The following is a 13,524-nucleotide window of genomic DNA, read 5'->3' as shown; positions in this document are numbered from 1 at the left end:
TTAACAGTGGTTACTTTTTTGGTTACTTCAACTTATAAACTTAGAATAATATTTATAAAAAACATACATATAAATTATTATGTGATGCGTAATATACGCATCACATAATAATGCTTATTTTTGATATAATTTAGATAATGGGGATCATTATGCTGGTTTATAAAAATTTATGAGTCTTACGGAAACACAAGTACGAAAGTCATATCCAAAAGAAAAAATTTACTTTTTAGCTGATGATGATGGTTTAAGCTTAAAAGTCGATCCTAATGGAAAAAAGTCTTGGAGTTATCGATATTCAGTTGCAGAAACGGGTAAAAGACCACGAGTCACTCTAGGTACATATCCTGAGATGAATCTCAAAGAGGCTAGAGTGGCCAGAGACTCCTATAAGGCAACTAAATTTTCTACACAAAATTTAGTTCAGGAGAAAATTCAAACTTTTAAAGTTGTTTGTGAAGAATGGCTAGAGTTTAAAACAAATAATTCATTTAAAGATCAACCACGTGGTGGTGTAATCCAATTGGCGAATGCATGTTTAATAAATGACATTTATCCCGTTATTGGTGATATAGATTTTAGCAAAATTAAAAGAACTGATTTAGTTAAGGTAATTAAGCAGATTGAAAATAGGGGAGTTAAGGAACCTGTAAAAAAAGCGTATAGCTATTTAAATCAAATCTATGATTTTGCAGTTGCAATGGGATACTGTGATTATAATCAAGCTTATGGTCTCAATAAAATATTATTGAAAGGGAAATTAAAGAAAAATTATCCCTATTTAAAAGATGAAGAAATTTCTAATTTTATTCTTAGAATAACTCAACTAAATACAGATCCAATTATAAAAAAAGCAATCCTATTTAAATTATATACTGGAGTCAGGGGGGCAGAGTTATTGTCTGCAGAACCTCATCATTTTGATTTTGACAACAAAATTTGGAAAATACCTGCTTTACATATCAAGCAATATCGTCGAAAAGTGATAGCAGGTTATGATATTCCAGATTTTTTAGTCCCGTTATCATCGCAAGCGGTGAGCATTGTTAGATCTGCACTAGAGTGGTCACAAGGCGATCGTTATGTTTTTTCCAGCCCAAAAATTAAAGATAAGCCATTGCATTTTAACACAATAAATTCAGCCATTCGTAAGATGGGATACAAAACAAATGAGCTATCCTCACACGGTTTAAGATCAACATTCAGTACTATTTTAAATGATTCTGGCTTATTTCAAGATAGTTGGATTGAGGCTCAGCTTTCACATGTAGATAAGAATAAAACACGTGCTAGTTATAACCATGCAGATTATATTCAACAAAGAGCTGATATGATGCAGTGGTGGGGTGACTATTTAGAAAATAAATCAAAATCTAGTTTATAGGTAATTTAAATTAAACTATTTTGATTTAATAATAAATTTTAAACCAAATGCATTTAACAACTTATTTATAGAATCTAATGTTGGATTACTATCAGGTTGCTCCATTTTCTGTAAAGTCTGTGGTGCTATTTTAGTAATTTTACTCATTTCATTTAATGTTAAATGTAGTTCTTTTCTAATGTATGATGCAATCTGGTAAATTTGCCACTCAGGATTGTTATTTATATTTTCTAATACTTGTAAGCGTTTATTCATTTGCTCGATTGCCGTCATAGGCTTATAACGTTTATCCATTAGAAAGCTCCTGAATCTGTTGGCATATATTCAATATACGATGATGACTATTTTGTAAAATCTCATCATCTATATTTATTTTTTTCATTTCATCGAGCAAATTTTCATACAGTGGCAATTGTTGAATCATTGTATGTTTAATTTCAGTTGAATCTATTCCTGTACATTCTTCTATTTGCGTTATGACAGATCCCCATATAGGCATTCCTCCATGGTCATCTTTTTCCCAACGTGTAGTACGTGCAATTCCGTCAGGATGAAGCCACATTGGTGCAAAATCGAAGAGGGGTGTTAATTGAATTGTACCGTCATTTAAACGTTGAATTGCGGTATTACGGGTATGATTATCTTTATTTCCTAATGCAACATTAGTAATATCTCGTTTCAAATATTCAAAAATTTCAGCTTTTGGTGATGAGCAACATTCCATGATCAATGTACAGATTTGATTATGTGTCATTTTAACGCCGAAGCCAGCTTTACCACTTAAAGAGGCTAGGCTTTCTTGTGCAACTCTTTCGACTTTACCATTGATAATTTGGCGATCAAAACGTGGAATAAATAGCGTTCTCTGGTGAAGTTCCAAGTCCTTGAACACTCTTAGACCTAAATACCGAGCTATTTTCATGTAAATTGCTTCATGTAACAGTATTTTTTCCAGTTTTTGATCATTTCCACGACTAAATTTAACTAGCCAATGCTTTGCTGCTAGTTCATCTGGAAGACTGTGATCTAAATAAAACAGACCATCATATCCTTGTGTTAGTAATAGTTTAGGCCATTCACCTTGAACACCTGAAGAACCAGCAACAAATAAGCCATATGATGCAAGTGACTCAATGAAATCTTCTTTCCTTTCAATTATTTCGCTTAGGCTAAATCCACGAGGTTTCACTGTCGGAAAATGATCTTGAAGCCAGTCATAAGCTTCTTTAATTCGTAGATTACCAATAGGATTACCTGCCCCAGATTTCAGTAGGGGCCAATCAGCTTGTTCTTCTGCATTAATTGAAAAACCCAGCTGATTTAAAAGCTCCTTTCGCCCATAACCTTGAGGTAGCAAGTCCATGAGAAATGCTGGCCATTGGTTTTCTAAGTTGTTTTGTACATTGACTGGAAATTGGAATGATAGAGCATGACCATCCCTTAAATCCATATGTTCAATAGCATATTCAAATAAGTATGACGTTCGTGTAGATGCTCTCCAGCCTTGCTCTTGATTAGCAATTAATTCAACGATAGCGCAATCTTGCCATTCGTTATTTTGAAAAATTTGAAGTGTGCAATATTGATTCATATATGTATTAAAATAAAAAATTAGTATCTATTTTCGGCTATATTTATTTATTATAGTAGATATATATTGAATTTCCTACTCTGATTGGCTTTGTTGCACAAACCTATCTGTAAAGGCTTTTTCAGCGATATAATTTTCAAATGAAGAAGCCTACACAAAATCTATCGCACAACCAATTGGCCCGCATATAACCGAGCACTCATGAGTCGCGGAAATATTGCCATTTGGTTTGATCCTGCTACGCAATGGTATGCTCCATCAAAAGGCAAATAAGGGCGAAATCAGACCTACTCCGACGCAGCTATCCAATGCTGCTTAATGATTAAATCCTTATTCCGTCTATCTTTACGTATGGTCACTGGCTTTGTGCAAAGTCTGATTAAACTTTGTGGATTAAATTGGACCGCACCAGATTACAGTACGCTTTGTAGAAGACAAAAGCATATTGATATTGCAATCAGCTACCAAAAAAGTAGCGATGGGCTGCATCTACTCATAGACTCTACAGGCATGAAGTTTCTAGGTGAGGGCGAATGGAAACGCAAGAAACATGGACCTGAATATCGTCGCCAATGGCGTAAACTTCATATTGGTATAGATGCTGAAACCCTTCAAATACGCGCCATTCAACTCACTACAAATAATGTGAGTGATTCACAAGTGCTTGGTGATTTTAAAATTGAGACATATTCAGTCTGTAAAGTCAGGATATTTTGATGACAATAAGAAGTAGAAGAAGACTTATTGGCATCAATACCAGTGAGAAGGTCAGCAAGCTGTTTATTTCCAGTGCGTTGCAAAATAGTCTGATGTAAAAGAGAGCCAATTCTTATTAGTGATAATTTTGGAATATAAAATTTGGCTCTCAGCTGTTTCAAATGTTGCTGAAGGTCCTCTTCCTTAACGGGGTCACCGTCTCGCAGAGATTCAATAAATGAATTCGGGATCGGGATGTCCAGATGAACTGTTTGGTTGAGCAAGCCCTCTGGATAAGCAAAATCCTTATTTTCAAAAATTGAAAATTTACTTCTCAGATAATATTGTCCATTGCTTTGCTTGATCTGTTGGCGAGCATTTAAATTTTTAGCACGTTTACTTTGTAGACGGAGCCACTCCTGGATTTTATTTCCTGTCAGAAATGACAGCATCAGGATCAAGGATGCCTTCTTTTTTTTGATTTCTTTATCCTTGTCTTTAGAGTCTTCTTTAATCTCAACAATGTAATTTTTATATAGTTCAGTAATTAGGGCACTTATGCTTGTGGTATTAGGAAAGAGGCTGCTGTATGGCAGCAAATGTTCTTTCCGTTGAATATGTTTGGCAACCAGAGGCAGCACATAGCTTTGGCCGGATTCTGAATATGCAGCAAGGGGGGTAACGATGGTTGGGTCTACAAGTATTTGACGTGTATCTTGGTCATCTAATTGTTCTTCTATATTAAGAGCTTTAGACTTTTGACCTTTTTTAATTTCTGAACTTTCTACAATCAGCTGATCTTCATCTAAAAAATCATGTTGAAGTTGAGTCTCGATGCTCGCTTTGGCAATTTTGGCCTTATTGTTTAAAATATAAGTAAATGTAATGCGTAGATTATTCAGTAGATTTTTTTCAAAATCATTGTATGGATCTGTATTGAAATTACTTAAATATTGAACAAATTCAGTTAACGAAAGCGTAGGATCTTTAAGATGCTTTTCCCAAAGGATCATGTATTCGCGTGTATTTTGATATTCTTTATCGGGATTCAGAACCCTATTGGCCACACGGAAGCGTTGAAATAAGCGTTTTACAATATTGAAATGTTCAGTGTAGTCTTCTTTAAAAAGCTCAGGTTTAATGTCTGGAAGGGCAATTAAATAGATTGCTGCTTTTAAGATCAGGATATTCCAGATTAAAGCGTTTTCTTCCGACTCTGCTAATTGTGCAATTGAGTTCACATACCAAGTGACTGGTGTTGTGCTAACAGTATGTTTTCGAGAGGAGACCAAGGCAGCTGGTCTAGCAACAACAGAATTGGTTTCTAGATCAAAATCTAATAGATCGAGATTCAGCCCTTCCAGACATTGATCAGTTGGATGTGAAGTCAGTAAATCAGCAACATATTGAATATGTTTGGTACGTTGGAGCTGCTCGTCACCAAAGAGTTTTTCCAGTGTCTGTTTTAATGATACCCGTGAAATATCAGCAGCATTTTGATGGCTTGGGGTAGAATCTGACATTATGCTTTCCATAGCTGATCTGGTGTTAGAACGAAGTCAGGATTGTTTAGAAGCTGTTGAATAACTTCACTGGTTTGTTCCAGTCGATCAAGAGCCTTCTGTCTTTTTTGATGTATAACTTTATTGCGGTGATTCAGTTGATTTCGAGTGCATGACAGCAGATCGGCAAGCAGATCCAAACTCATTGTACGGTGAGGTTTGAAAGAGTTTTCTTTGTTTAACTTGTAAATAGCCTCGGCAGAAATGTATTCATTTATTAAGTTATGTAACCTTTTGGGATTCAATCGATTAAGATCATGATAAGTAGATGATAGAAATTTTAGAAATTCGGAACTAACCACATTTTTTAATAGTTCGATTTTTTTGTTATCTTTGGGAAGAGAATGGATAATTAGATTAATTTCTTTGGGTGCGTTTTGAGTCCAATATAGGAACCATTGGAAATTACTGGCGATGGTATAACCGGATAGATTAGTATCTTTCCAGACGTGGATCTCGGGACTTGGATTCAAGATACCTAGATCTGTTTTTAAAGCTTTGAAAGCCTCTTGATAGCAAAGATAAATTCCAGAAAAATCAGGATGTATACTGATTTGGATTTTATTGAAATTTTTGCACAACAATTTTTTAGGTGCGCCAAATTCTTCATCGAAATCAAAAGCTTTTCCCATAGTTCTTTACAAGTTTAAAAAATAATCAAGTGAAGATTCTTATAATTTTTTGAAATATTAAACAAGATTGATCTACCCCATATTTTGTGTTTATTTACAATTAATATACAATATATTGTGATTTTTTATATTTTTAAGAACTGGGTCACAACTTATAGCAATGCTATTTATTTTAAAACTTAGAGGTTCTTAATATGGAAATTAAACAACTGAAACAGGTAGAAGTCGTTACAGATGTTGTATGTGATGTATGCAACCAATCAACGAAACTGCAGTTTGGAAATTTATCCGCACATTGGGGGGATGGCTCCAAGCATGATGGGCAAAGATATGAGTTACAGTTATGTGAGAAATGTTTCTTTTATGCCTTGGCGACATTAAAAAAAGAGAGAGCAGATAAATATATGTTTGATAAAAGTTTTGACCCTTCGAATCTGGATGGGTTTGGGTTGAAATGAACCTATCATTATGAGAAATTCTTAGAATCAAACAACATACTGATCTCAATTCAATCTAGCAGTTACCATTTTTAATGATGGGTAGGATATTCAGGAATTTTTCGTTGCTTTGATCTCGTGTGTACATGTGAGAGGATTATTTTCTTATTTTATTTTTCTGAGAAATAGATCTAAGTTTTTTGTGTTTTACAGTTGCCAATATACAGATTCTTGTTTAAATCTGCCGAAGCAGATGCTTATGAGGTAAAAATAAAATTCATAGTGTTTTGGGGTGAAAATACTGCCACCTCAGGAATGATTACAATCTTTGATATTCAGATTGAAGAAAAAACAATACTAAATTATTGATTAAGCCCATTTAATAAAGCAAAAGAGGCATTACACGAAAGGTAACTCTATTAAAACAGGTATAAAAATAAATGTAGATTACTGAACCTAACACTCGATATTTTTGACTAAATGAATAATAAAATATGACAACCAGCTCACATTTTTAAATAAAATAATGTTTTAAATCAAAAGCATGTGTTGAATTTTTATTTAAAAAATAAACTTAAATCGATTACAATTAAACAATTTTAATATTTACGAATAATAAAATGCACATGAATTTTACAATAACGGATGATCAAAAGCATACCGATGCAAGGCCAATACAAGTAGGGTGGTTCTTAATAGATGATAAGACATCAATTCATTTTGAAGCGCCTTATCGCATGAGAGAGGAATCATAAACTAAACATGTCAATTCTGCCAGTCGTTGTCCTGCAGTATTGCAGCTCAAAAGTCGTTACTTTGTCATTAATTGAAAGTTAGCAAATCATGGTACAAGGGTGGATGAAAAGGTAGTGATCTCCCTCGATTACAGCTCTTATATATGTATTGTAAAAATAGACGTAGTCCCTTGAGGGACGCGTTCTGCAAAAGGTTATCTAATGAAAAAAATGCTTAAAGATCTACAGTTATCATTCGAAGCGTGGGTATCTCCTCAGGACATCGCTTTTATTCATCAGGGACAATCTGCTTTTTAGTGAAGCTAACTGCTTATGATTACTCTATCTATGGCGGTTTGGATGGGAAAGTGACGGTAATTTCTCCAGATACCATCCGGGATGAAGTTAAACAAGATCAGTTTTATTATCGTGTTTACATCCGTACTGACCATGATCAGCTGGTAAATAAAGCCGGGCAAAAATTTTCAATTACACCGGGAATGATTACAACCGTTGATATCCGGACTGGAGAAAAGACCATACTAGATTATTTGTTAAAACCGTTTAATAAAGCTAAAGAAGCTTTGCGGGAACGATAATATTAAATTTATATAAAATCCTAAAGGCTCAATTATATTCTAATTTAAAGGAGATATTATGCTTAAGATTTTATTATTTATATTTTTTAGTTTACTTTTGGGAGGGTGTATGAATCATGATGAAAAATTTGATATTGAACTGATTTCTAACAAAGGAAAAAAATTAAAGTTAAGTCTGAAAAAATGTTTTTTTGATATGAAAAGATTAGAAAGTGGTCCTTTTTCATATGTATATTTAAAATTCCCGTTATATACATTTTCTGGGAACTATACAGGAAATTACCAGTGCCTAAAAAAATCAAATGAGTTGAAAGCAATTCTAGAAATATCTCAGAGTCCCAATATAGATTTTGGTGATAATATCATAAAAAATAGTAAGGGTTATTGGCTAAGATCCCTTAACCTTGATGATAAATATCTTTTGGAGAGGAGGGGGAATATATCAATTTATAAGTTTGGGGTTAATAAAAATGTCATTGTAATAGATGATAGTTTCAATAGTGATAAAATTAATATGTTTATTTTTTATGTACCATATTCTAGTTTTTTGAGAGGGCAAAAAAATGGTTTTACTGATAAATTTAATATTCTTTCAATATTAAATGATGATTTTAAAATTAAATATGATGTCTATAGTTCAAATTTTACAAGTGATAATGAAAAAATATACGGTGTTGATGTAAATACAGGTTTTATAGATGATTTTAGAGATTTGATTCAAAATCAAAGAGATATATTGGATAAACCAGAAATTATAAATAAATTTGTAGAAAATAATGAGCGAGTTATTTCTTTTATTAAAGCTCACAATCAAGGGGAACTTAAATGAGTAATTATAGTGTAAATTATAGTCTGACAAATAGTCAAAAATTGGAATTGCAGAATAAAATTGATCAGGGGAAACAAGTTGGTAATTATGCAGAAGCTTATCAGTATTTAAAATCAACTATTCCAAATTTAAGTGAAAATACTTTACCTAGAAGTTGGAATGACCTTAGTCCTAATCAAGCTCAAGAAGTTAATGCATATATTGGTTTGAACTTATGGTTATCAACTGCAATTAGTACAAATGGTCAGTCGGGTGATTTAATTGACACGACTCTACGCCGTGCAACACAAGCTATCATGGAAGATCATGGTATTGGAAATTTGTATGATGATGCGAAATATAATCAATATTCAAATGATATGGCTATAAACTTACTAAGTGAAATAGCGACTACGGGCAATGTGTCTTTAGAGCAATTTATAGAAACGGATGCTCAAAATTTTACTAACTTTGGTGAAAATACTGGATTAATTACAGAGGGTGATTGGCCTGGTGCCATAATGGACGCAGTTCTGTTAGGTGGGGATTGGATAGATGCAAATATACCAACATGGTTTGATGACTATGTATCTGGTTTAATGGAAACTTTACATGATTTATACGTTGATGGGGCATTGACAAATCCTGATCTTTTGAAAGGGTTCGCAGGAGAACTCCTTGAACAATGGTCAAGAAAGTTCTATAGCTGGATGCCAGATGATTGGAATCCTTGGATGGATTTAAATAGGGATGGTAAGTATTTTATTTATGATCCAATTATATTGGATCTTGACGATGATGGAATTGAAACGACTCACGTTGGTGATTTTGAAAGTGCCCTATTTGATCATGATAATGATGGAGTTAGAACCGCAACAGGATGGGTCAGTCCTGATGATGGAATTCTAGTTATAGACAAAAATGGTGATGGTGTTATTAACAACGGATCTGAAATCTTTGGAAATAATTTTATTTTATCTAATGGTAGCATGGCTAAAAATGGATATGAAGCACTAAGCGAGCTCGATACAAATGGTAATGGTATAATTGATAATGAAGATGATTTATTTTCTAAATTAAGATTATGGCGTGATTTTAATCAAGATGGTATTAGTCAAACTAATGAATTTTTTTCTTTGGCAGATTTAGAAATTAAATCACTTAATCTTAAGTATCAAGAAACTAATACTTCTTTAGGGAATGGAAATTTTTTATCTGAAAAAAGTAGTTATCAAAAGTTAGATGGAACAACTCATTTAATGGGAGATATAAATTTTTCATTTAATCCATTATATAGTGATTTTTTAAATCCAATAGATCTTACTGAAGAACAAAAAAAGACAGCTAATTTAAAAGGTATTGGTCGACTTCGTGATTTACAGGAAGCAGCAGCAGTCTCAGAAGATTTAGCGACAATATTAAAACTATATTCAGAGGCTGAAACAAAGGATGCTCAATTACTTTTAATTGATAAATTGATTGAGGAATGGGGTAGAACCGATCCTGATTTTAATCCCAACGATTATTCTATGGCTGTTGCATTTAGAGCTTCTTCAGGTGAAGGTAGTGCATTGACTCCTAGTCAAGCAAATACTGCAACTCTAGGAATTCTTCTTCCAGATTCATTAAAAGAAAGTTTAAATAATGCTAAATTAAAATTAGCAATATTAGATGCATTTTCAGGTCAAAAATCTGGAATTTTGTATTATGGAACTATTGCTCAAGCACAAAATATTATTAATACAATAGATGAAACTTATAAAAATCTTGTACAAGGTGTTTATGAAGGTTTAATTTTTCAAACTAGACTTAAACCTTATTTATACCAATCAGAATATTCATTAATTGATGAATTTCATATTGATTTTTCAAAATATTTTAATGAGGTTTTTGATGAAAATCCTGAAAAGGGTTTTATCGATTTAAGTGAGTTTTTAGCCTATAATAAAACTGGTTTTTGGCCAGGTGGAGTTGTTTTATTAAACGAATATATTCAGCTCGCTAAGGAATTTGGGGAATTTGATGAGTGGTTTAATAAATTAGGAGTTGAAGTACAAGTTAAGCTTAGTTTGCAAATGGGAGGTAGTGGTAATGATACATTAATAGGCACAAATTTAATGGGCGGAGGAAAAGATATTTTATTTGGCGGTGATGGTAATGATATTTTAATAGGCGGTGTAGGTAATGATGAATTAGATGGTGGATCTGGCTCTGATATTTATGAGTTTTCTCGAGGTTTTGGTCAAGATATAATTAAAAGTTATGATAATGGTTTGAATAAAAAAGATGTTATTTACTTTAAAGATAATATCTTGAAATCTGATATAAATATTATAAGAAATGGAGAAGATTTAATATTAAAATTAAAAAATTCTACTGATCAAATTGTAGTAAAAAATTATTTTAACGGAGATGGTTATGGTGGATACCAAGTTGATATAATTAGATTTTCAGATCAGAGTGAATTAACTGTTGAACAAATAAAGTCTTTATTATTGAATCCAACTTTTTTAAATGATGTGTTAATTGGATATGGGACAGATGATGAAATTTCAGGTTTCGAAGGAAATGATAAATTAGAGGGGCGTGAAGGTAATGATTACCTAGATGGTGGTTCGGGTAATGATGACCTAGATGGTGGGAGCGGAAATGATACATTAATTGGCGGTGAAGGTAATGATATTTTATATGGGGGCGATGGTGATGATATTATTATCGGAAGTACTGGTAATGATACATTACAAGGTGGATTGGGGTCAGATACATTTATATTAGGTCAAAATTTTGGTTCAGATATATTAATAGATTTTAATCCTTCATTAAATGATATTAATATTGTGAAATTCATAGAAGGTTGGCAATCATCTTCATTTAATTTCAAACGTGTTAATAATGATCTTTTTATTATTTCTAAAAATACTTCTGATCAATTAATAATTCAAAATTACTTCATTAAAGATGGTCTTGCTGAATATCGAATAGATTTTATTGAGTTTAGTGATGGTGAATCACTTACTGTTGATGATATTAAAAATTTAGTTTTAGTACCTACAAATGATGATGATGTATTGCGTGCCTATGCTGTAGATTCTAATATTAGTGGGTTAGGTGGTAATGATTTAATTTATGGTAATGTAGGAAATGATACTCTATATGGTGGAGTTGGTAATGATCAACTTTATGGTGGTGATGGAAATGACATGCTTATTGGAGGTGATGGTAACGACACTCTAAATGGAGGTATAGGTAGCGATACTTATATCTTTAGTATTGGAGATGGTGTTGACACAATCAATAGTTATGAAGTTGCAACAGGAAAATTAGATAAAATACTCTTCACGGAAGAAATTACTCCAGAACAAGTCAGTTTAAAGCGTTCAGGTAATGATCTTATTATTCAATATTCTGATAATGACCAAATCAAAGTACAGAATTTCTTTAATGAGGAAGGGGCTACTGCTTATCGTATAGACCAAATAGAGTTCGCTGATGAAACTATTTGGGATATTGAATATATCAAACAACAAGTTATTCTTCCTTCAGAAGCAAATGATACAATTAAGGGATATAACAGTAATGATGTGTTATCTGGCTTAGTTGGCAATGACTCATTATATGGAAATGCCGGTAACGATACATTAACTGGTGGAATAGGTAACGATTACCTGGATGGTGGATCAGGTAATGATACTTATCATTTTAGTTTAGGTGATGGGAAGGACACGATCAGCAGTTACGATAATGTATCAAATAAAGTTGATCAGATTGTCTTTACAGAAGGAATTACACCAGATCAGGTTAGCCTAAAACGTTTGGGTAATAATTTAGTTATTAAATATTCAGAAGATGATCAAGTCACTGTTCAGAATTTCTTTGATAGTAATGGTGCAACTGCTTACCGTATAGACCAGATTGTTTTTGCTAATGAGACCGTATGGAGTCTGCAGACTATTAAGCTAAAAGTACTGGAGGCATCTGAAGGTGATGATGTTATTCAGGGCTACAATAGTGCAGACCTTTTAAATGGCGGAGCAGGCAATGATTCTCTTTATGGAAATGAGGGGAATGATATCCTTCAAGGTGAAACTGGTACAGACCAACTTTACGGTGGAGCTGGAAATGACACACTCATTGGTGGCGAAGGCAATGATACCTTAGAAGGTGGAGCTGGCAACGATATCTATATTTTTGCAGCCAACTTCGGTCATGACATTATCAGCAATTATGATAATTCGGCAAATCGTCAAGACATTATTCAGTTTACAGATGGCCAAGTCCAAACTGATTTTACTTTCCGTCGTATCAACAATGATTTAGTGATCCGTACGTTAGATGGTGAAAACAGCATCACTGTGCAGAACTATTTCCAAACAGATGCTTTGGGTGCTTATCGTATTGATCAGATCCAGTTCTCAGATGAGATGATACTTGATGTTGAAGCAGTGAAGGCCTTGGTACTTCTTGGTACTGAAGGCGCAGACATTCTTCAGGCATATGCTTCGGGTAGTACGATTTCCGGTGAAGCGGGTGATGACCAGATTTATGGTAATACTGGCTCTGACCAGCTGTATGGCGGAACTGGGCAGGACAAGCTATATGGTGGAAATGGAGATGATCATTTAGAAGGCGGTGCAGATAATGACCAGCTCTATGGTGGTTCAGGAAATGATGTTCTGGTCGGTGGCACAGGAGATGATCGCCTAGAAGGTGAGGATGGAAATGATATCCTTCAAGGTGAAACTGGTACAGACCAACTTTACGGTGGAGCTGGAAATGACACACTCATTGGTGGCGAAGACAATGATACCTTAGAAGGTGGAGCTGGCAACGATACCTATATTTTTGCAGCCAACTTCGGTCATGACATTATCAGCAATTATGATAATTCGGCAAATCGTCAAGACATTATTCAGTTTACAGATGGCCAAGTCCAAACTGATTTTACTTTCCGTCGTATCAACAATGATTTAGTGATCCGTACGTTAGATGGTGAAAACAGCATCACTGTGCAGAACTATTTCCAAACAGATGCTTTGGGTGCTTATCGTATTGATCAGATCCAGTTCTCAGATGAGATGATACTT

The 13,524-nt window shown here is 33.7% G+C and carries 7 protein-coding genes and 3 pseudogenes; 6 read left to right on the top strand and 4 right to left on the bottom strand.

Going from position 1 to position 13,524, the window contains the following annotated elements:
• Nucleotides 1-169: 169 nt before the first annotated feature.
• Nucleotides 170-1,381 carry a tyrosine-type recombinase/integrase gene (locus tag B1201_RS15355; protein ID WP_078194291.1) on the top strand — a complete coding sequence of 404 codons (1,212 nt, stop codon included), beginning with the start codon at nt 170-172 and terminating at the stop codon, nt 1,379-1,381.
• A gap of 15 nt (nt 1,382-1,396) precedes the next feature.
• Here the strand turns inward: B1201_RS15355 and B1201_RS15350 are convergent, their stop codons facing one another.
• Together B1201_RS15350 and B1201_RS15345 are read right to left on the bottom strand one after the other, a co-directional pair.
• The gene (locus tag B1201_RS15350) at nt 1,397-1,675 is read right to left on the bottom strand and encodes a helix-turn-helix domain-containing protein (RefSeq protein ID WP_004871362.1); all 279 of its coding nucleotides are present in this window, start codon (nt 1,673-1,675) and stop codon (nt 1,397-1,399) included.
• A complete protein-coding gene (locus tag B1201_RS15345) occupies nt 1,668-2,972 on the bottom strand; it encodes a type II toxin-antitoxin system HipA family toxin (protein WP_078194290.1) in 1,305 nt (434 codons plus the stop codon). Before B1201_RS15345 ends, B1201_RS15350 begins: the two co-directional genes overlap by 8 nt.
• Before the next feature lie 140 nt (nt 2,973-3,112).
• Here B1201_RS15345 and B1201_RS15340 point away from each other — a divergent pair.
• Nucleotides 3,113-3,644 (top strand): annotated as a pseudogene (locus B1201_RS15340) (IS5 family transposase); the annotation flags it as partial.
• Here B1201_RS15340 and B1201_RS15335 read toward each other — a convergent pair.
• Nucleotides 3,617-5,191 (bottom strand): annotated as a pseudogene (locus B1201_RS15335) (hypothetical protein); the annotation flags it as partial. The pseudogenes B1201_RS15340 and B1201_RS15335 sit on opposite strands and share 28 nt — an antisense overlap.
• Nucleotides 5,191-5,862, bottom strand: a complete 672-nt coding sequence (locus B1201_RS15330) for a hypothetical protein (protein ID WP_078194289.1) — start codon at nt 5,860-5,862, stop codon at nt 5,191-5,193. The pseudogene B1201_RS15335 and the gene B1201_RS15330, both read right to left, overlap by 1 nt.
• 194 nt (nt 5,863-6,056) lie before the next feature.
• Between B1201_RS15330 and B1201_RS15325 the strand changes: the two genes are divergently transcribed.
• The 4 genes and pseudogenes from B1201_RS15325 to B1201_RS15305 all read left to right on the top strand — a co-directional run.
• Nucleotides 6,057-6,320, top strand: coding sequence for a hypothetical protein (locus B1201_RS15325; protein ID WP_078194288.1), 264 nt, complete (start codon nt 6,057-6,059; stop codon nt 6,318-6,320).
• 953 nt (nt 6,321-7,273) lie between these two features.
• Nucleotides 7,274-7,632, top strand: a pseudogene (locus tag B1201_RS15315) (HlyD family efflux transporter periplasmic adaptor subunit); the annotation flags it as partial.
• 58 nt (nt 7,633-7,690) lie between these two features.
• Nucleotides 7,691-8,461, top strand: a complete 771-nt coding sequence (locus B1201_RS15310; protein WP_078194287.1) for a hypothetical protein — start codon at nt 7,691-7,693, stop codon at nt 8,459-8,461.
• Nucleotides 8,458-13,524, top strand: a 5,067-nt coding sequence (locus B1201_RS15305) for a calcium-binding protein (RefSeq protein ID WP_078194286.1), incomplete at its 3' end; no start/stop codon positions are given. The genes B1201_RS15310 and B1201_RS15305, both read left to right, overlap by 4 nt.

Source organism: Acinetobacter sp. ANC 5600 (assembly GCF_002018395.1).
GTDB lineage: Bacteria > Pseudomonadota > Gammaproteobacteria > Pseudomonadales > Moraxellaceae > Acinetobacter > Acinetobacter amyesii.
Note: the sequence above shows the minus strand (reverse complement) of the source record. Positions and strands in the feature narration are given on the sequence as shown.